Raw genomic sequence first — 19,906 nt, forward strand, 5'->3', positions numbered from 1 at the left:
TAACCATCCCACTTAAACGGGATGGTTATTTTTTCGTTCTATTTTATTAACAGATTATTACTTGCGGAGCTCTGCGTCAAACTTCTTCTCCACTGCAGCAACAATCTTATTGAAGGACTCATCCACCTCTTCATCGGTGAGGGTCTTGTCGTTGGACTGGAACAGCATGGTAAAGGCCACACTCTTCTTGCCGGCATCAATCTGCTTGCCGGTATAGAGGTCAAAGAGGACAGCTCTCTTGAAGTACTTACCGCCATTTCCGATAATTGTCTTTTCGATGTCAGAAGCATTTACATCCTTGTCCACCAATATTGCCAAATCACGGAATACAGCCGGATACTTAGGAAGTACATCAAAGTTGAACTTTGCGGAACTGTACTTCATAAGAGTAGCCACATCCATTTCGAAAATGTATGCCTTTTTAGTAATACCAAAATTCTCGGCCACCTGTGGATGAAGCTCACCTACAGCAGCGATAATATCCTTGCCCTTCTTAAAGAGAGCAGTCTTGCCAGGGTGCATTGCAGTATACTCTCCTGCTTCCACCGTATATCTGGTGATGTTTCGTCTGGCCAGCAGCTCCTCAACAACACCCTTGGCATCGTAAAAATCAATCATATCGTCGCCGGTATTCCAGCCCACTGGGTTGCGGCGTCCGCACATAAAGCCTGCCACCTTAACCACCTCATCAGGAAGCTCGGTAAGAGGCAGTGACTTTGGATAAAATACAGGTGCCACATCATAAAGGCGGATATCCTCGTTCTTGCGGGAAAGGTTGCGAACAGCATTTTCGATAACGCTGGCCAAAAGACTGGTACGAACCAGCTGTGCCTCCTCAACAAAAGGATTCATAAGAGGAATAGCGTTGCGAAGCGGACTGTCAGCTGGAACCAGCATCTTGTCCAAGATATCATAATTGCTGAAGCTGAAGGAAAGCTCCTCGCTTAAGCCAATGTGGGTCAAGGTAATCTTAATATGGTCGATGAAGTCCTGCAATGGACTCTGAACGCCCTGAACCATGGTACCCTCTGGAGTAGTGGACTGAATGTTGTCAAAGCCGTAAATACGGGCAACCTCCTCGGAAATGTCCTCCATAAAGGTTACATCATTTCTCCAGGAAGGAACTGCCACATGGTAGCCCCCCTTACCATCTGCCTCGCACTTGAAGTCAAGGCTTTCCAGAATTTCCACCATCTTTTCTGCTGGAATATCAGTACCCAGACGCTTATTAATCTGCTCTGGAGTGAAGTCTACAGACACTGGCTGCTTTTCTACTGGATATACATCAACGATACCCTTGGTAACAGTGCAGGCACCCATGTCCTGCAACAGCTGGGCTGCTCTGTCAAGAGCTCGCATGGTCTGTGTTTCATCCACGCCACGCTCAAATCGCCCGGAAGCCTCAGAACGAAGTCCACAAGAACGAGCAGTACGACGGATGCTGGCACCATTAAAGGCAGCAGCTTCCAATACAACAGTGGTAGTGTTCTCTGTAACCTCAGACTCCAGGCCACCCATTATACCAGCCAAGCCAGCAGGCTTTTCACTGTCGGCAATAACCAGCTCCTCCCCCTTGGCAGTACGGGAAGAATCATCAAGAGTATGGAGGTTTTCCCCAGCTACAGCCCGGCGGGCAGTAAGACTTTTACCAGCTATCTGATCATAATCGTAGGCATGCATAGGCTGCCCCAGCTCTACCATTACAAAATTAGTTACGTCTACAATATTATTGATAGCACGGATTCCTGCATTTTCCAGACGAACCTGCATCCACTCAGGAGATTCCATAACCTTTACATTTTTTAACACTCTGGCGGAGAAACGGGAGCAAAGATCATTTGCCTCAATGCCAATCTTAATCATATCAGCTGTGGAGACATCGTCATCCTCGTTAACCTTAATTTCAGGCCACTTTGGAGTATTGCCTGTAAGAACAGCAATCTCGCGAACCAGGCCAAAAACGCTGAAGCAGTCACCACGGTTGGCAGTAAGCTCAAACTCCAGAATATCGTCATCAAGACCAAGAGCATCCTTGGCTGGGATACCGATTTCAGTATCGGCTGGCAGAATGTAAATACCGTCCTTCTGCTCATCGGTCAAGGTGGTAAGATCCATCTTAAGCTCATCAGCGGAGCAAAGCATTCCATTGGAAGGAACACCACGGAGCTTGCCCTTGGAAATCTTCAGGCCATTTGGCAGCTTGGCACCGATCATGGCAACGGGAACAATATCCCCCTGCTTAACATTCTGGGCACCAGTTACAACCTGAACCAGCTCTGGCTGGCCCACATTCATCTGGGTAATGAACATGTGGTCAGAATCTGGATGACGCTCGATGGACTCAACCTTTCCAGTTACGACCTTCTCCAGTCCCTCGCCGGCGTGAACCACATTTTCCACAGGAATACCCGCCATGGTCAGCTTGTCAGCCAACTCATCGGAAGTTTCAGTGAAATCTATATAATCGTGAAGCCATTTAATTGATACCTGCATTTTCTATCCCCTCCCTAATTAAAACTGCTCCAACAGACGAATGTCGTTGTCGTAGAACAGGCGTAAATCGTCAATACCATATTTCAGCATGGTGATGCGCTCAACACCCATACCGAAAGCAAAGCCGCTTACCTTGGAAGGATCATAGCCGCTCATTTTGAGTACATTTGGGTGAATCATACCAGCACCCAGGATTTCAAGCCAGCCGGTACCCTTGCACACACGGCAGCCCTGGCCCTTGCACATTACGCAGGAAATATCCACTTCGGTGCTTGGCTCAGTGAATGGGAAGAAGCTAGGACGAAGACGAACCTTAACATCCTTGTTGAATATCTGTCTGAGGAAGTCCTCAAGGGTGCCCTTCAAGTCAGAGAAACTGATATTCTTGTCAATAACCATACCCTCGATCTGAGTAAACATTGGGGAATGGGTAGCATCATAATCGTCGCGGCGATATACACGGCCTGGGGCAATCATGCGGATTGGGCTGTTTGGCTCATGGGCCTCCATGGTACGGGCCTGTACTGGGGATGTCTGGGAACGCATGAGAATATCCTCAGTGATATAGAAGGAATCCTGCATATCACGGGCAGGATGATCCTTTGGCAGATTCAGTGCCTCAAAGTTATAGTAGTCCTTCTCGATTTCAGGACCCTCCTCCACACTGAAGCCCATACGCATGAAAATATTCTTGATCTGCATAAGGGTTACAGTAAGAGGATGAATATGACCATGGTTGGTTGGACGACCTGGCAGTGTTACATCAATCTTCTCGCTGGCCAGACGCTTTGCCATTTCCTTAGCCTTCAGCTCCTGATTTTTTTCAGCAATGAGCTGCTCCAGCTGCTGACGGGCCTCGTTTACAATCTGACCGATACGAGGACGATCCTCGGCACTGAGCTGTCCCATACCTCGGAGGATAGAGGTGAGCTCACCCTTTTTACCAAGATACTTTACACGAATATCGTTTAAATCATTAAGAGTACCAGCTACATCTTTGATAGCCTTGGCTGCTTCCTGGCGCAGCTGTTCAATCTTGCTTTCCATAATTGCCTCCTGATAACTGATTTTTTGTAATATAAAAGACCCTCACCCAAAAAGGGGCGAAGGTCTAATTCGCGGTACCACCCTAATTTATAACTCATTTACGCCATAACGCTGCTGTGCGCCCCGACTACATCTCTTCACCAGGGAGGCTCCAGAGTGAACTTCACAAGACTTTAGCTGCCCTGTTCTCAGTTATCAGGACTTCCTGTAAGCATATTTTCCAGCTACTCTCTCTTTCCTTGCCTAATGTAGAACATTCTATCACTAACAGGAAAATAATGCAAATGATTATTTATAGGTTATTCAGCTGCTCCAGAGAATAACTTCTCCTTTAAATTGCCTACCATTTTGCTAAGAATTCCAAGGAACACTTCCTTTTCCTCTTCGGAAATACCGGAAAATTCGGCTTCTATCCATTTCTTGCGGCAGTCATCAATGGACTGAGCAGCTTTTTTTCCCTTAGGAGTTACCATAATATGGTTCTTTCTGTGGTCCACTACATCCTTTTCACGAACAATGTAGCCCAGACGGGCCAGAGAATTCAGCTCTCTAGTCACATAAGCCTTATCCATATTCAGGAGCTTACCAATATCATCCTGTACCAGCCCCTCATGAAGATAGGATGAATACAAAACGGCCCCCATTGTAACAGTTCTGATGGAGTATTCCTTCATGCTCTGTTCAAAATACCTTTTCCAGTACATAACAAGAGCAGACATGGTCATTTCAATTGATTGGGTTACTGATGTTTTCATCTCTGTATAATCCTCTCATTCAAAATTTTCTCTATTCATGGTGCAACGGCCCAAACTATATAAAACAGCCTCTATTGGTGATAAATTATCCGTGGTGGTTCCACAGGTCTGGGTACTGATTATATTTCCGTAAGGATCTGAAATATCCTCCTGAACAGTTATCTGATATACCTTTCGTGTCAGCTGCTTTGCCCCAATGCTCACCCGGCATATGCGGTCACAGGAGGTTCTGATGGCTGCTGCATTTTGGGCTCTCTCATCTGTCTCCTCGCCGTCTACGGATTCATCAAACTCATAGCCTTCTATCAGCTCTGTGAGCTGTTTCATATAAACCGCATCATTATCAATATCATCGGGAATATTAACTACGGCTGGAGCCAAATAAGCCCTTCCCTTAACTGGCTTTCCTGGCAATGAAAAAACCTTGGCTGTATCATTTACAGCGGCATGGTTATGCAAATCCACATTTTCTGCCTCCAAGGTATCCAGAAAATTACGAATAGAAGAATCCAGATACTCGGACATATTGTGGCTGAACTTCAGCGAATTTGGATTGCGCTTGCATTTTACCTCTTCACCGGTCTGTTCATAACCAGCCTTAATAAACTGCAACAAACCATGCACAGGATCGCCGCTCATGGTATATCTGGTATGCTTCACCACATCACCATATTCCTTGGCAAAGGTTTTATTCCCCACTGCCGGGGCTCCAAAGGTAACCACCTGAATACTCCCCGGAGGAATACCCATGCATTCCATGCGGGAACCCAACAGCACTGCAACTGCTCCCCCAAGGCTATGACCAGTAAGAAGCAGATCCTCATTATCCTTATAGATTATTTCCATAAGAGGATCCACTCCCAGGGAACCATCCTCCTTTGGTGTAAAAAAGGCGGTCTGGGTATAGTCATTAAACCCTTTATGAACTAATGGCTGGGCCGAAGTGGTCTTCTCAGTTTTGGCATATTGCTCAAATTCCGAAGGAACAGAGCCACCAAACAGGACCTTCTGAAATCTAAGGTCCACCTCCACATCCTTCATTTTTTCAGTCCCCGGAACAGCAACGATATTAAGGAATTTTCCCGTAAGCTCTCCCGGTTCCTTTGACCTAAGCAAAATGAAGTTGGTAGCAGCCTTCTCATCTTCATGCTTGTAATTGACAATTTCATAGCCAAAATCAGAAATCACATCTCTAATGACCTCGTTCAGCTGGCTCTTATAGGCCATCATATCCAGCAAAGCACAGGCATACTGAACCCCGGCTTTTTGAACAGCCTCTGATGCAGCATTGGCCTGCCCAACAGCTACAAAGAGAACCAAAGAAACTGCTATTATGATTTTACTGCCAAAGGATATCACTTTAGATACGCATTTTGAAATCTCCATAGCCAAATCCCCTTACAATCTCCACCTCATCACGGTTATTTACTGCACAAATGTGAGGCAGTGGCATTCCGTTGAAGGTATTGTTCTTTACCATGCTGTAAATTGCCATATCACCAAAGAGAAGTCTGTCCCCAGGCTTTAAGGCATTGTCAAAGGAATAGGTCCCAATCGTATCTCCTGCAAGGCAAGTAGGCCCTGCCAAGGTGTATGTATGTGGCTTCTCATTAGCCTCTCCACTTCCCATAAGGGGCGGTCTGTATGGCATTTCCAAAACATCCGGCATGTGGCAGGCAGCGGAAGTATCAAGAATGGCAATATTTGCCTTTCTTCCGTTGTCTGGTGTGGCCTCAATAATCTCCAATACTGTTGCCACCAAAAAGCCTGCATCAAGTGCCACAGCCTCTCCAGGCTCAATATACACCTTTAAGCTGTATTTTTTCTGTATTCTGTTTATACATTCCTCCAAAAGAGGAATATTATAATCTTCTCTGGTAATGTGATGACCGCCACCAAAGTTCAGCCATTTAAGATGCTTAAAATATTTGCCAAACTTTTTTTCCACAGCCTCAAGGGTTTCTGCCAAAGGCTCCGCCCCCTGCTCACACAGGGTGTGAAAATGAAAGCCACTAATCCCATAAAGGAAATCCTCCTCTGGGGCTTCCTTCAGGGCCTGCTCCAACTCACTTAGCTTGGTGCCCAGTCGGCTGTCACCGGAGCATGGATCGTAAATGGCATGCTCCTCTGGCTGTGTGGAATGCTCCGGATTAATCCTTAGGCCATAGGATCGGCCAGCTTGTTTAGACATTGATGCATATTTCTTCAGCTGACCGATGGAATTAAACACTATATGATCACATATTTCCAGAATCTCTGGAAAATCCTTCTCCTGATAGGCAGGAGAAAAAACGTGGTTTTCCCCGGGAAATTCCTCATGGGCCAGCTTGGCCTCATATATGCCACTGGCGGTGGTTCCCTTTAGGTACTTGCTGATAAGGGGATAGAAATGAAACATGGAAAAGGCCTTCTGGGCCAACAAAATACTGCACCCAGTTCTATCCTGAACCCCTTTAAGTATTTCCAGATTGTGCCTTAGCCGTGATTCCTCCACCACATAGCTGGGTGAAGGAACCTCCTGCAGCCATTTAGGCTGATAGACAAAGCTCATTAGTCCACCAATGCAGGGTTATGGCTTTCCTGCCAAGGAAGGCCCCACTTGTTAAGCGCCTCCATAAATGGATCTGGATCAAATTCCTCAATGTTATATACGCCAGGCTTCTTCCAAGTGCCGTTCATTACCAGCATGGCACCAATCATGGCTGGTACACCAGTGGTATAGGAAATAGCCTGGGAACCAACCTCTTTGTAGCACTCCTGATGGTCGCATACATTGTAAAGATAATAGGTCTTATCCTTGCCGTCCTTCTTACCCTGGAAAATACAACCGATATTGGTCTTGCCCACAGTACGAGGACCGAGGCTGGCTGGGTCTGGCAGAACAGCCTTCAGGAACTGCAATGGAACAATCTGCTTGCCCTCAAACTCAATTGGCTCAATGGAGGTCATACCAACATTTTCCAGACACTTCAAATGACGGAGATAGCTCTCACCAAAGGTCATAAAGAAGCGGATGCGCTTAATACCAGGAATATTGATACCAAGGGACTCCAGCTCCTCATGGTGCAAAAGATACATATCCTTTGGTCCCACCTCTGGGAAATCATAAACCCGCTTAATTTCCATAGGCTCAGTTTCAACCCACTTGCCATCCTCCCAGTAGCTGCCCTTGGCAGAAACCTCACGGATGTTGATTTCAGGATTGAAATTAGTAGCAAATGGATAGCCATGGTCACCCGCATTGCAGTCCAAAATATCAATATAGTTAATTTCATCAAATTCATGCTTTAATGCATAAGCACTGAATACACCAGTAACACCTGGGTCGAAGCCAGAGCCTAAAAGTGCAGTAATGCCAGCCTTCTCAAAGCGCTCCCGATACTCCCACTGCCACTTGTACTCAAACTTGGCAGTATCCTCTGGCTCGTAGTTGGCAGTATCCACATAGCTTACCTTGCATTCCAGACAAGCATCCATAATAGTAAGATCCTGATAAGGCAATGCCAAATTCAGTACCACATCAGGCTTAACCTCTTTCATAAGGGCCACAAGCTGCTCAACGCTATTGGCATCCACCTGGGCGGTGGTAATCTTGCATACATTACCATACTGCTTTTCCAGTACATCCTTCAGCTTGTCACACTTGCTCTTGGTTCGGCTGGCAATGCAAATTTCATTGAATACCTCGTGATTCTGAACACATTTATGAATTGCTACACTGGCTACACCGCCGCAGCCAATAACTAAAACCTTACCCATTGTAAATTCCTCCTGTATATTGAACACAAATTATACTAATTATTAGGGATAGTTTCCTATAGCGAGGGACTCAGAACTAAAAATCTTTTTTACTCTCAATTACACATCAAGAAAAATCCAAACTCGCTTCGCCCTTACAGGACTAACTTCGCGTCGCTCAAACAATGGATATTTTCTCGATGGGAAAGAATGTAAAAAACATTTTCTTAACGTTCTTCCCCCAATGCTACAGTAAATCTATCCCTAAAATCTATACTTAAACTATATTTGTTCTGGGCCTTTTATAAATGGCTCCTCCAGCTTTAACAGCATTTCCCGCAGAATTTTTAATGCGGCAGCTGTGGATGCACCACTCTGATCCAAGCCAGGGGACAGCTCCACTATATCACAGCCAACAACATTCAGGCCACAGCCTGCTATAGCCGCCTCCATCAGCTCTTTAAAGGAAACACCGCCATATTCCGGGGTCCCAGTGCCAGGGAAAACTGATGGATCCATTACATCCAAATCAATCGTAAAATATACCGGCTTGCCCTTCAAGGCTGCCAGCGCTTGTGGCATGGCCATCAAATCAAATTTATGAAGATGGGTGTGCTCCCTTGCCCACTGGAATTCCTCACGCAAACCGCTGCGAATTCCCAGCTGCCAGATACGGCCATCCCCCACAATATCCCAGGCCCGCCTAATAACCCCTGCATGGGTCAAATGGGTACCAAGATATTCATCCCTAAGATCAGTATGGGCATCAAAATGAAGAATATGAAGATCTGGATATCTTCTGGCCACAGCTCTGATAGCACCCAAAGATACTAAATGCTCACCGCCAATCATAAAGGGCAGCTTGTTGGCTTCCAAAATCTCCTCCGCCCGCATTTCAATATCCTTAAGGGCCTTTTCAGCATCGCCAAAGCACAGCTCAAGATCTCCACTGTCAAAGACCTTGGCATCCTCCATGTCCAGATCCTGATACGGACTATATGTCTCCAACCCGTATGACTCACCACGCATTATCTTGGATGCAAAGCGGGTACCAGGTCTGAAGGATGTGGTACTATCAAAAGGAGCACCGTAAAGCACAATACGTGCCTCATTAAAAGGGGCCTCGCAGCCCAAAAATGTCTCTACATTAGGACTCAACATCTCTCAGCAACTCCTCTACATAATTTGGCAGAGCAAAAGCACCGGCATGCAGAGCTGTATTATAATATTTCAGCTTTAAGCCAAGCTTTTTCCACCTATCCCAATTTACCCCTTTCACAGGATGATACTTCTTGGAGGCAAAGCCAAAAAGCCAATGCCCCGACGGATATGTTGGAATATGAACCTGATACACCTTGGAAATTGGGAAAGACATGCAGATTCGCTTGTGAGCCCGCTGCATAGCCTCAGCGTCACCCTCATAAAATGGACTTTCATGCTGATTTACCATTATGCCGTCATCATGAAGAGCCTTGTAGCAGTTGCCATAGAATTCTCTGGTAAAGAGGCCCTCCCCAGGACCAAAGGGATCTGTGGAATCCACAATAATAATATCGTATTCGTCAATAACACGACGAATAAATTTCAAACCATCCTCAAAATAGCAGGTAACCCTTGGGTCATCCAGCTTCAAAGCTGTGGTGTGCAGATATTTTTTACTTACATCCACCACTTCCTCATCGATTTCCACCAAATCAATCTTTTCGATGAAATCGTACTTGGTAAGCTCACGGACCGTACCACCGTCACCACCACCAATAACCAGTACCCTTTTTGGATTTGGATGAACACACATAGCTACATGGGTTATCATCTCATGATAAATGAATTCATCCTTCTCTGTCAGCATCAAATAGCCGTCCAAAACCATAATACGGCCAAATTCCTTGGAATCAAAAATATCGATACGTTGGAACTCACTTTTGCCACTGTATATCTGCTTGTCAACTTTTATTGAAAGGCTAACATTATCAGTATGTTTTTCTGTATACCATAACTCCATCTGTATCACCTTTATTTCATAACATTTAAGAATCTAATATTCATATCCTCCGGGCCGGTCATGGAACAGCCCTTTTTCTTGGCATAACGAATATACTGGAGGATTTCCTCGGTAATTTTTTCCCCTGGAGCCAAAATAGGAATTCCAGGAGGATAACACATTACAAACTCGCTACAAACCCTTCCTACAGTCTGGTCTATAGGCAGGGATTCTTTTTCGCTATAAAAAGCCTCCTGAGGTCCGCAAATCACCTGTGGATTAATGTATTCCGCCTTTAGCATTTTACGTCCTGTCTGACGGTAATTTCTCCGAATCTCCGCCAAAGCGGATACCAAACGTTCAATATCCTTCAGACGGTCTCCCACAGACACATAGGCCAACAAATTGGCAATATCACCAAATTCAGTCTGTATATCGTACTCATCACGAAGGATATCATAAACCTCTATACCGGCCAGACCAATGGAACGGGTATATACCGACAGCTTGGTGATATCAAAATCAAAAATGGAATCACCATTTATAAGCTCCTTGGAATAAGCATAATAATCACCAATGGTATTAATCTCATCCCTGGCATATTCCACCTGGTCAATAATCTTATCTATCATTTCCGTGCCACGAAGAGCCATATTTCTACGGGAAACATCCAGACTGGCCAGCAAAAGATAAGAGGCAGAGGTGGTCTGGGTCAAATTAATAATCTGATGTACATACCCCTCCGGCACCCGATTCCCGATAAGCAGCATCGAGCTCTGAGTAAGGGAACCACCTGACTTGTGCATGGAAAGAGCCGCCATATCCGCATCGGCATGCATAGCGGCAACAGGCAGCTTATCACTGAAATACAAATGAGACCCATGGGCTTCATCTGCCAACAGCAGCATACCGTTATCATGGGCCAGCTTTGCAATTGATTTTATATCTGAGCATATACCGTAATAAGTCGGATTGTTTACAAAAACTGCCTTAGCATCAGGATTTTCCCTAATGGCCTGCTCCACATCAGCCACACTCATACCCAGAGAAATCCCCAGCATGGAATCCATCTGGGGATTTACGTATACTGGCACTGCTCCACAAAGAATCATGGCGTTAATAGCACTTCTATGTACATTACGAGGAATAATAATCTTATCCCCTCTCTTGCAGGCAGTCATGACCATGGCCTGAACAGCGGAGGTGGTACCACCTACCATAAAAAAGGCATGGGCAGCACCAAAGGCGTCTGCAGCCAACCGCTCAGCATCCTTAATAACGGAAACAGGATGACAGAGATTATCCAGCATCTTCATGGAATTTACATCCACGGAAAGACACTGCTCTCCCAAGAATTCCGTCAGCTCCGGATTGCCCCGGCCTCGCTTATGTCCAGGCACATCAAAGGGAACCAGACGGGCCCGTTTCATCTTCTCCAAAGCCTCCAATATAGGGGCTCTATCCTGAGAATAGTATTCCATTAGTTCCTTCTCTCCTTAGAAAACATTTATCCCGCTAAAGATTTCAATCATTTCCTTACGCAGGTTATCATGTATTTCCAGGCGGGTTTTTGGCGGTATTTCATAAATATCCGTATTGAACAGATAATTTTTCAGGTCTAGCTCCTTGATAAGCATCTTAGTATGGAACAAATTGGCCTGATATACATTTACATCCACCGTATCATATTTATCTATGGTTTTCTTATCGATAAAATTCTGAATGGAGGTGATATTGTGGTCCATGAATAATTTTTTACCGGAAAGGTCACGGGTGAAGCCTCGTACGCGATAATCCATAGTAATTATATCCGAATCAAACATTCCGATAAGATAATCCAATGTTTTCAATGGTGTAATCTCACCACAGGTGGCCACATCAATATCAACGCGGAAGGTAGCTATACTAGTTTCTGGATGATATTCCGGATAAGTATGAACCGTAACATGGCTCTTGTCCAGATGAGCCAGAATAGTTTCATTAACAGGCTTAACTACCGTATCTCCCAATGGTTTCTTTTGTCCGGAGGAAACCGCCGCCTCCTCTGCAATCAGCAGGGTTACACTGGCACCCTGAGGATCATAATCCTGTTTGGATACACTAAGAACCTGAGCGCCTATCATTTCCGTTACCTTAAACATAATCTTGGTCAAACGCTCCGAGTTGTACTGGGAATCAATATATTTTATATAATCCTTTTGTTCTCTAGGTGTCTTAGCATAACAAATATCATAGATATTAAAGCTAAGGGATTTGGTCAGGTTGTTAAACCCGTAAATTTTCAGCTTATCTTCCAATCTGATCTCACGCCCCTAATAATAATTTTTTACATAAAAAAACTCAGGTACAGCAGCCTGTGCCCTGTTCACCCTGAGAAAAAACAGCAATTAACCACAAATGAGCCATTGTGCTGCGGAACAGTCGAAAATGCTGCTTCTACAGTTATTGCTGATTTGGGTATTTCTCCCTCTTAAGCATATATTATTGTATATTAAATGGGTCATAAAAGCAAGCATTCTCCCTACTCCATTAGCTATAAAAAAGAGGGAACCGACACAAACTTATGTCTATGGCTCCCTCTTAAACTATCCAGCATCCACACTGGACTTCTTAATCATAAATGTACTATCAGCCGGCTTTGTTAGACCAATGGGTATTGGTATGGGATTTCCAAGTGAACTTTTTATGATATTCTGGAATTCCCGCATTTTTTAAAATATAGTTATAGTGCACGATTCCATACGCTGGAACCTTCTGCTCTACATAATGACGCATACCTACTCCCGCCCACATCTGTTGTTTATTGGTAGCTGTAAGGGTAAGGTCAAGATCTACCCACTTTACATAACCAGTGGTATCACCATCATTAGTAAAATGTCCCTCAATGGTAGCCTGCCCAGGGGAATATAACCGTACGTGGTCCACATGGTAACGTATCTTTGCCTTGGCCTCAGCCGACGGAGAAAAGCTCATTACGCATAGTAATGATAGCGCAAAAAATGCCAACAATCCCACAAATAAATGCTTCTTCATGGGTACCCTCCTTTTTAAAACTTAGTTATTATTTCAAAAATTCCATGTCCTGACCGGCTTTGTCCTTGTTGTCATACCACTTCAGCACGCCATCACGAAGAACAAGCTCGCAGCTTCCGTCATCATATACATTAACATCTGTTTCTTTGCCGTTATCATATACGATAACATCGGTGCACAAGCCGTTGCCAGGACATACAAGAATAGCACTGTCCTTATCGTAGCGGCAAGAATAAGTCCATACCCTGTGCTCAGCTGCACTACTTGCCCAGCTGATGTCTGCAGTATATCTATTGTCTTCCTTGTTAATTACGATGGTGCAACGGCCACAGCCCCAAACACCAAGATAACTCTCCGGGGTTATACCTTCGGTCTTGCCGGAATACTCGTAATTGTCAAAACGAATAAAATGCAGGGCACCATCCTGGCCGGACCAGAGATCCTTTTGAAGAGTACCATCCACATCATTCTTTGGGAACATGGCCCAGTTCTTCCCATCAACTTCATCAAAGGAGTACCACGGGGAATATGTGCCATCTGGATGCTCTTCACCAATTACCCGTACTGTACCACAGGAAGTTCCTCCTCCCCTGTAGACCAGTTCATAGGTGTAATCTGGATTTACCCTCAAAACTCTTGCATCAAGGGCATCTCCCTCCCGCCATGTACCTATGATTGCCTGAATGCTGGTGTCAACCTTGCTCATATCCACCTCTGCTGAAGCCATTGGAGTTTTCCCGTATACCAATGCAACACAAAGGACCAGCATCAATACAACCATGTACCTAAGATATCCACTAACTTTCACGCAAATCCCTCCTATTCTTTTTTAACTTCAACATGGCAGAGACGCCATTTGCTCCTCTGCCCCCGAATTCTAGGTACACACATTATATACAATTGTTCATGTTCCCACAATAGAACTATGAAACTATTTTGAATTTTCACCCAATTTTAATGTAGAAAGAATAATGCCAATGCAAACCTTAATGATATGTGGTACCTCATTCTTCTTCTATGGTTTCAATGAAAAAGCTGACAGGGCGAAAGCCATCATTGCAGGATATCATGGCAGAGCGAGGATTTTTCATCCAGCCGTCATAGATATTCTCTCCCCCGTGGGCCAGTGTCATAACGAAGGGGGACATGCTTTCCCAGGCACTTTCGCAAAGTCCTTTTGGCCGCTGCCACCCATCGGCAATAAATACCTGTCCCTCCTCCATATCACAAGCATGCTCTATAGGATTTTCATATTTTTCCATAAGATCCTGATAACAGGCCTTCCTCATAACCGTAATACGAATCTTTTTCATTTCAAACTACTCCATTTTACATTAGACAACAACATACCCCTATGATATACTTTCATATACTGTAAAAAATCAGATAGAAGGTAATAATTATGTTATTTGTTTCCATGCTAATAATGGGTATGATAATTGGCTTTATTGGAATTGGCGGGGCTGGTATTACCATTGCCCTTTTGACTGTGGGCTTTGGGGTGCCTATACACACTGCCCTGGCGGTGGCCCTTTCCGCCATGGTATTTACCACCATGTCAGGGGCGCTCAGCCACTTCAAGGAGGGTAATGTTATTCCCAAAACAGGTGCTGTGCTGGGTATCAGCGGTATGTTAGGTGCCTTTATGGGAGCCAATATATCTAATATTATTCCTTCTGATATATTGGGAAAAATGTCCGGCTCCATCATGGTACTGTCCGCCGTTCTTCTTTACACAAAGGTTTATCAGCCACAGTGGCTTAATAAGCACTTTCCTCCCAGGGCAGGACTTCTCGACGGTCATAAGCTCTACATCTACGGAAGTATAGCCGGCTGTGTGAACGGCCTTATATCTGGTGCCTTTGGTATCGGTGCAGCTGCTTTTATACAGCTGACTCTTATGATAATATTTGGCGTTCCCGTTCTTTACGCCATTGGAACCTGCATGATGGTAATTCTCCCCATATCCATTGCAGGAGGCTTGGGCTACTTCTTAAATGGCCAGCTGGATTTGTGGATATTCATCCAGACCCTTGTAGGACAGGCAGTAGGTGCCTATCTAGGTGCAAAGCTCACCCGTCTGGCACCCCGCCCAATATTAAAATTCTTTATGGTGGCCATGTCAGCCTCCGGTGGGCTGGTAATGCTGCTGCTATACTAAATCAAGTTATTATCATCATAATTTGCTGAACACACATTCACATACTTTTAGTGTTCGCCAAAGCATAACTATTATCCTGCTAAAACATAGAATACTCTATGTATGATAAGTCCCAAAACAATTCGACATAGATAAGCTCCTATGCTATACTTTCCCTTGTGCAATTAAGTATAGTTAGGAGTTTTTTCTTATGACACGATCTGAATGGGTAATAAAGCAACTTACGTCATGGCAAAACATTTCCAGTGTTTTGTCCCTTTTGGTCTTTCTGACATATCTGTTCGTCTTTAATTACCATCCAACCACTGTAGTTATTTTCTTTGCCCTTTTCTTTTTGGCCACTGCCTGGCGCATGTTGGCAATGATGCTGGTCTTTTCCCTTATAGCCTTTGGTATTGTTTCACTGTTGCCCTTTTTGGCACCAGTGGCATTTATTATTATGCTTGGATTATTTTTGGCAAGAATTGGCTTTGTGCTGAAAAACTGGCGGGCTGTTATTTCCGGTCTTTTGGTCTATGGCCTTGCCTATATCCTATATGATGAGGATGGTATAGATCTACTTGACCCTATATATAAGGCTGGTGCATACCTTATAACCTCTGTCCCTACCACATGGCTTGGAGGTCTTCAGCTGGGATTGTTTTACGAATGCTTTCAGCTGACCTTCACTGCCTGCGCAATTGCTTTCTTTTTCCAGTCTCTGCTCTATTGGCAGTACCGAAATGGATATACTGCCACCGGAGCTTTAAACATTATGGGCAGTATTCCTCTGGTTATTATCGCTCTCATTTTGCCTTTTCTGAAGCTGGTATCAGCTGATGGTATGGTTGCTGATGGTGCTGGTGGAGATTACATGCATCAGGGAGATTTTGCACCAGAGGGCGATGTTGTTCATGATACAGCCATTGCCCATGATAGTTATATGAGCCATGATGGATATATAAGCAATGAAGGATATGCCGGACACGACGGCTATGTCAAGGCACCTAGTGGCTATCACCATGTAAATGCCTATGAACGTATCTCCCCTACAGGCGAGATTGAACACGTAAACGGATATATCCGCTCCAATCCTGATGGCATTGTGGAAAATAACCTTTCTTACCACGGGGAGCATGGTTACAACGGGGAATCCAATGTGCCTGGTTATCGTGGTGAAGGCAGCTACGGTGATGGTCAGACAATAGATGCTGAACCGGTTTTTGAGGATGTACCTTATGTGATGGTTAATAACACCTACAGCTCCAAACTGGAAAGCTTCCTTGGATTTTTTAGTCCTAAGAAACATATTTTCCTCACCCTTATTACAGGCTTCCTCTCCATGAGTATTCTGCTGACAGGTGTACTCTACTCATACTTTGCTTATACTTCTATTTAAAAGACAATAATACAGTATTCAAAAAAAGACCTCCATTACAACAAGATGGAGGTCTTTTTATATTAGAAAAGCATATTTCTATATATCATGCGATATTTTTTACAATCCAGGCCAGTAAATGATCTTCCACCCCGCAGCCGATATGCTGTGCAATTTTTTTTGTATCCTCATGGGCGTTGGCTGGGGCCACACCGATATCAGCGGCGGCCAGCATTTCATTATCGTTGAGATAATCACCACAAGCAATAATTTCAACCCCCGGCAGCTCTTCTCTGATAAAGGATAGCATAGAGCCTTTGGAGACATCCTTGGCTACAAACTCATAGTAATTATCCTCAGAGTAAAAGCCGTTGGCCAGTTCTGCCACTCCCATTTTTTCCGCCAAAGCCACATATTTTTCCAAATGCTCATGCTTGTCACAAGCAAAAAATTTCAGCCATGGTGTCTTCACCGTATCTGTAAGCTGTGACAAATCCGTATGGCCATAGCTATAAAACTCATTAGGCAAGCGTGGATCATCATTGGCCTCTGGTGTAATAATATGACAGTTTTCAGCAGTATAAACCTCCAAGCAGGCTTCAGGAAATTCTATCAAGGCCTGCTGGGCAAACTGTGGCCACAGCTTTTTGCTGTCAACATCAGTCAATGGCAAGGTTTTAATGACTTTTTTCTGCTCCCAATCATAAAGCATTGCACCATTAAAGAACACCGAAGGAGCATTAATTGGCAAACCCTTGACATAACCTGCCGCCGCTTCCGGTGTGCGGCCGGTGGCGATGGCAAAGTGGCCACCACCTTTAACAAATTCTTCAATGGCAGCCTTATTTTCTGGTGAAATCACGCCACCACGGGGAATTAGGGTACCATCCAAATCAGAAATAATCATTTTTCCTGTATATTTTCCCATAATCACAACTCCTCACAGCTTAATACCCACAGTTATTTCCTGCATAAACGCCTTAGGTGTAGTATGAAGGTACTTCTTAAATGCCTGGGTGAAATTTTTATAGTCGCCAAAGCCCGTCTGCTCTGCCACCTCATAGACCCTCCATGTACCCGCCTGGAGCATTTCTATGGCCTGCTGTAACCTATACTGGGTTAAAAGGCCACCAAAGGTCAGCCCCGTTTCCTCCTTTAGCTTCCTCGAAAGATAACTAAAAGAAACTCCCAGCTCTTCAGCTATAGCCTCACCGCTCAGGCGTCCCTGAAAGCCCTCTTCTATCCGTTTCAGAGCCTTTTGAACATAAGGATTCCCTGTATGATATGCCGCCCGCAGGCCCTCATCCCAAGATAATTCCTCACTTTTCTGAACTTCCCTGTGTCCGTCAATTTTCGCCAAAGCATTTGCTAAGTCCGCCTCATTAACGGGTTTAAGCAGGTAATCAGTAACGTCCAGCTGTAATGCCCGCTGGGCGTAGGAAAAATCAGCATAACTGGTGAGATAAATTATTTTTGCAGGATTGGCCGCAGCCTTTAACGCCTCTGTCATGGCAATACCATCCATCACCGGCATTTTTATATCAGTCAGTATTACATCTGGCTTAGTAGCCTTTATGACCTCCAGGGCCTCCTTGCCGTTAGCAGCTTCTCCCACCACCTTGGCCCCCATTTTCAGCCAGTCGATGGTACATACCAGCCCACGACGTATTATTTCTTCATCTTCCACAATAACCAAATTAAGCATCTTTCCGCTCCTTCTTCGCCAGAGGCAAACTCAGACGAATTTCCGTGCCGCCATCATGGGGACAGCTAATTGTTAAACCATAATCCGTGCCATAAATCAGCTGCAAACGCCGCTGCACATTGAATAGTCCCCAATGTCCCGTATCATTTTCACTGCTTTCCAAAAGTTTTCGCAGCTGGGCCAATTTCTCATCTTCTATACCACGACCAGCATCCTTTACCAATACATGTAGCTGCCCGTCTGAAATCCCCACCTGAAAACTAATCTTCAGCTTGCCACATTCATCCTCACCATATTTGATGGCATTTTCCAATAGCGGCTGAAAGAGCAGCTTTGGAATAGCGGCTGAACGGGCTGCCTGTTCAATATTGGCATTAAACTCCAACCGACTGCCAAAGCGATATTGTTGGATTTTTATATAGCTTTCCAGATACTTTATATCCTCCTGAAGCTCCACCTGCTGCCCGCTACTGGTAATACTATATCGCAATAAGGTCGACAGAGCCATAATCATCTCGGTAGCCGCCCCAGGATCCAAGCGCACCATGAATTTAATATTTTCAAGGGTATTAAAAAGAAAATGAGGGTTGAACTGTGATTCCAATTCACGCAGTTCTGCAATAACAGTAAGATCATCTATGGCCTGACTGGCCATCTTTGTTTCCTGGGCAATGCTGCGCAAAATCAAAGGCACCATTAACAATACAGCCAACAAAATTGCCCCAGCTCCTATAGCATAGCGCATTAGCAGATCTGAAACCTTTGATACAGACTGGAGCCGATAGCTTTCACCGCCAAAATCTATACCCTGCTGGGAAACATAGTAAATGCCTCTATTGGTAGACACCAGACCATTTCTCTTTTTGGCAAAATCTCCTGGAATCTTACGATGTTCTACCACCTCATCGGCCGCTTTTACCAGACGGGCATTATCCAGCTTATCTGACAAAATAATGCCTGACCGTCCATCCCCCACCAGCTGCTGTAAATAATCAGCCGACAAAATATAAATTAAATATCCTGCCACCTGCCCCTTGATACAAACTGCCTGACCACAGACTAAATCCTGTCCATCTGGCTGCAGCAAAAATTCATGCTTTGGAATCCCAGGCTGATCAGCCAACCGCGACCATATACCCCAATCACGTTCTACTGGGAATAAATTAGTCGGCAATTCATCCTTGCTCCCCAGAATAATCCTTCCCTTGGTATCCAACAAGTAAAACTCCACACCACGATAACTGGTATCTGAATACAGTCTAGCAAAAGCCTCCGAACGTAGAGCCTTATCGCTCTCCCAAAGAGAAAGATCCGGCACAGTCCCCAGAAATTCTGCTTCCACCTCAGAACGGTGCAAAAATTCCTGGCCAATATTGGACAGAACATCTGCCGCCAGCTCCCGTGCTTCGTGGTTAACCTGTATAACTGCATACCGCCAGCTATCCAGCATTAACAGCGACCCCAGAAATACCATTATCAACACTGGTACTAAAGCATACCAGGCCAAAGTCCGCTGCAGACGGGATTCAAAATAACGGTGCATGACGGGCCGCTCCTTTCGTTTAATGATATTACTATTATAACGGAAAGATATCTATTTATAAAGACAAGACAATAGCGTGAAAAACCAATTTTA

The 19,906-nt window shown here is 44.7% G+C and carries 18 protein-coding genes and 1 other annotated feature; of the genes, 2 read left to right on the forward strand and 16 right to left on the reverse strand.

All coding sequences use genetic code 11. From position 1 onward, the window contains the following. Positions 1-57: 57 nt before the first annotated feature. From pheT to T355_RS0101225, 13 genes are all read right to left on the reverse strand, one after another. On the reverse strand, positions 58-2,493 hold the full coding sequence (gene pheT / locus T355_RS0101165) for a phenylalanine--tRNA ligase subunit beta (RefSeq protein ID WP_027396138.1): 2,436 nt from the start codon (positions 2,491-2,493) through the stop codon (positions 58-60). A gap of 18 nt (positions 2,494-2,511) precedes the next feature. After that, a complete protein-coding gene (pheS, locus tag T355_RS0101170; protein WP_027396139.1) occupies positions 2,512-3,540 on the reverse strand; it encodes a phenylalanine--tRNA ligase subunit alpha in 1,029 nt (342 codons plus the stop codon). 49 nt (positions 3,541-3,589) lie between these two features. Beyond that, positions 3,590-3,789, reverse strand: a binding site (T-box leader). Positions 3,790-3,839: 50 nt separating this feature from the next. Then, positions 3,840-4,295, reverse strand: a complete 456-nt coding sequence (locus T355_RS0101175) for a MarR family winged helix-turn-helix transcriptional regulator (protein ID WP_027396140.1) — start codon at positions 4,293-4,295, stop codon at positions 3,840-3,842. 15 nt (positions 4,296-4,310) lie between these two features. After that, a complete protein-coding gene (locus T355_RS0101180; RefSeq protein WP_027396141.1) occupies positions 4,311-5,681 on the reverse strand; it encodes a lipase family protein in 1,371 nt (456 codons plus the stop codon). Continuing rightward, the gene (gene nspC / locus T355_RS0101185; protein WP_027396142.1) at positions 5,656-6,846 is read right to left on the reverse strand and encodes a carboxynorspermidine decarboxylase; all 1,191 of its coding nucleotides are present in this window, start codon (positions 6,844-6,846) and stop codon (positions 5,656-5,658) included. Before nspC ends, T355_RS0101180 begins: the two co-directional genes overlap by 26 nt. Further along, a complete protein-coding gene (locus T355_RS0101190; RefSeq protein WP_027396143.1) occupies positions 6,846-8,054 on the reverse strand; it encodes a saccharopine dehydrogenase family protein in 1,209 nt (402 codons plus the stop codon). Before T355_RS0101190 ends, nspC begins: the two co-directional genes overlap by 1 nt. Before the next feature lie 261 nt (positions 8,055-8,315). Then, on the reverse strand, positions 8,316-9,194 hold the full coding sequence (speB, locus tag T355_RS0101195; RefSeq protein ID WP_027396144.1) for an agmatinase: 879 nt from the start codon (positions 9,192-9,194) through the stop codon (positions 8,316-8,318). Next, the gene (gene speE / locus T355_RS0101200; RefSeq protein WP_027396145.1) at positions 9,181-10,035 is read right to left on the reverse strand and encodes a polyamine aminopropyltransferase; all 855 of its coding nucleotides are present in this window, start codon (positions 10,033-10,035) and stop codon (positions 9,181-9,183) included. Before speE ends, speB begins: the two co-directional genes overlap by 14 nt. Before the next feature lie 11 nt (positions 10,036-10,046). Continuing rightward, complete coding sequence (locus T355_RS0101205; RefSeq protein ID WP_027396146.1) at positions 10,047-11,495, reverse strand: aminotransferase class I/II-fold pyridoxal phosphate-dependent enzyme; 1,449 nt, start codon at positions 11,493-11,495, stop codon at positions 10,047-10,049. Positions 11,496-11,510: 15 nt separating this feature from the next. Further along, positions 11,511-12,311, reverse strand: a complete 801-nt coding sequence (gene speD / locus T355_RS0101210; protein ID WP_027396147.1) for an adenosylmethionine decarboxylase — start codon at positions 12,309-12,311, stop codon at positions 11,511-11,513. Positions 12,312-12,642: 331 nt separating this feature from the next. Continuing rightward, positions 12,643-13,047, reverse strand: a complete 405-nt coding sequence (locus T355_RS0101215; RefSeq protein ID WP_027396148.1) for a hypothetical protein — start codon at positions 13,045-13,047, stop codon at positions 12,643-12,645. Between the two features lie 28 nt (positions 13,048-13,075). Then, positions 13,076-13,855 carry a hypothetical protein gene (locus T355_RS0101220; RefSeq protein ID WP_155851642.1) on the reverse strand — a complete coding sequence of 260 codons (780 nt, stop codon included), beginning with the start codon at positions 13,853-13,855 and terminating at the stop codon, positions 13,076-13,078. A gap of 196 nt (positions 13,856-14,051) precedes the next feature. Beyond that, positions 14,052-14,360: a TIGR04076 family protein gene (locus tag T355_RS0101225; RefSeq protein WP_027396150.1), complete on the reverse strand. Its 309-nt coding sequence runs from the start codon at positions 14,358-14,360 to the stop codon at positions 14,052-14,054. A gap of 89 nt (positions 14,361-14,449) precedes the next feature. Here T355_RS0101225 and T355_RS0101230 point away from each other — a divergent pair, with 89 nt between their 5' ends. Together T355_RS0101230 and T355_RS0101235 are read left to right on the forward strand one after the other, a co-directional pair. Then, a complete protein-coding gene (locus T355_RS0101230) occupies positions 14,450-15,208 on the forward strand; it encodes a sulfite exporter TauE/SafE family protein (RefSeq protein ID WP_027396151.1) in 759 nt (252 codons plus the stop codon). 190 nt (positions 15,209-15,398) lie between these two features. Next, the gene (locus T355_RS0101235; protein WP_027396152.1) at positions 15,399-16,586 is read left to right on the forward strand and encodes a hypothetical protein; all 1,188 of its coding nucleotides are present in this window, start codon (positions 15,399-15,401) and stop codon (positions 16,584-16,586) included. A gap of 85 nt (positions 16,587-16,671) precedes the next feature. Here T355_RS0101235 and T355_RS0101240 read toward each other — a convergent pair whose 3' ends face one another. The 3 genes from T355_RS0101240 to T355_RS0101250 are packed head-to-tail and all read right to left on the reverse strand — an operon-like array spanning position 16,672 to position 19,813. Beyond that, on the reverse strand, positions 16,672-17,493 hold the full coding sequence (locus T355_RS0101240; RefSeq protein ID WP_027396153.1) for an HAD-IIB family hydrolase: 822 nt from the start codon (positions 17,491-17,493) through the stop codon (positions 16,672-16,674). 12 nt (positions 17,494-17,505) lie between these two features. After that, positions 17,506-18,270 carry a response regulator transcription factor gene (locus T355_RS0101245; protein WP_027396154.1) on the reverse strand — a complete coding sequence of 255 codons (765 nt, stop codon included), beginning with the start codon at positions 18,268-18,270 and terminating at the stop codon, positions 17,506-17,508. Continuing rightward, positions 18,263-19,813, reverse strand: a complete 1,551-nt coding sequence (locus T355_RS0101250) for a sensor histidine kinase (protein ID WP_027396155.1) — start codon at positions 19,811-19,813, stop codon at positions 18,263-18,265. The genes T355_RS0101245 and T355_RS0101250 overlap by 8 nt, the downstream gene beginning before the upstream one ends. Positions 19,814-19,906: the final 93 nt, after the last annotated feature.

Origin of the sequence: Anaerovibrio lipolyticus LB2005 (assembly GCF_000621545.1) — a bacterium.
In the GTDB taxonomy this organism is placed as follows: domain Bacteria; phylum Bacillota; class Negativicutes; order Selenomonadales; family Selenomonadaceae; genus Anaerovibrio; species Anaerovibrio lipolyticus_A.

Bases quoted from the DNA above. Each gene is read 5' to 3' on its own strand.
- pheS (WP_027396139.1), bottom strand. From the start codon at position 3,540: ATGGAAAGCAAGATTGAACAGCTGCGCCAGGAAGCAGCCAAGGCTATC.
- speB (WP_027396144.1), bottom strand. From the start codon at position 9,194: ATGTTGAGTCCTAATGTAGAGACATTTTTGGGCTGCGAGGCCCCTTTT.
- nspC (WP_027396142.1), bottom strand. From the start codon at position 6,846: ATGAGCTTTGTCTATCAGCCTAAATGGCTGCAGGAGGTTCCTTCACCC.
- T355_RS0101190 (WP_027396143.1), bottom strand. From the start codon at position 8,054: ATGGGTAAGGTTTTAGTTATTGGCTGCGGCGGTGTAGCCAGTGTAGCA.
- T355_RS0101240 (WP_027396153.1), bottom strand. From the start codon at position 17,493: ATGGGAAAATATACAGGAAAAATGATTATTTCTGATTTGGATGGTACC.
- T355_RS0101245 (WP_027396154.1), bottom strand. From the start codon at position 18,270: ATGCTTAATTTGGTTATTGTGGAAGATGAAGAAATAATACGTCGTGGG.
- T355_RS0101175 (WP_027396140.1), bottom strand. From the start codon at position 4,295: ATGAAAACATCAGTAACCCAATCAATTGAAATGACCATGTCTGCTCTT.
- T355_RS0101225 (WP_027396150.1), bottom strand. From the start codon at position 14,360: ATGAAAAAGATTCGTATTACGGTTATGAGGAAGGCCTGTTATCAGGAT.
- pheT (WP_027396138.1), bottom strand. From the start codon at position 2,493: ATGCAGGTATCAATTAAATGGCTTCACGATTATATAGATTTCACTGAA.
- T355_RS0101250 (WP_027396155.1), bottom strand. From the start codon at position 19,813: ATGCACCGTTATTTTGAATCCCGTCTGCAGCGGACTTTGGCCTGGTAT.
- T355_RS0101215 (WP_027396148.1), bottom strand. From the start codon at position 13,047: ATGAAGAAGCATTTATTTGTGGGATTGTTGGCATTTTTTGCGCTATCA.
- T355_RS0101180 (WP_027396141.1), bottom strand. From the start codon at position 5,681: ATGGAGATTTCAAAATGCGTATCTAAAGTGATATCCTTTGGCAGTAAA.
- T355_RS0101230 (WP_027396151.1), top strand. From the start codon at position 14,450: ATGTTATTTGTTTCCATGCTAATAATGGGTATGATAATTGGCTTTATT.
- speE (WP_027396145.1), bottom strand. From the start codon at position 10,035: ATGGAGTTATGGTATACAGAAAAACATACTGATAATGTTAGCCTTTCA.
- T355_RS0101205 (WP_027396146.1), bottom strand. From the start codon at position 11,495: ATGGAATACTATTCTCAGGATAGAGCCCCTATATTGGAGGCTTTGGAG.
- T355_RS0101235 (WP_027396152.1), top strand. From the start codon at position 15,399: ATGACACGATCTGAATGGGTAATAAAGCAACTTACGTCATGGCAAAAC.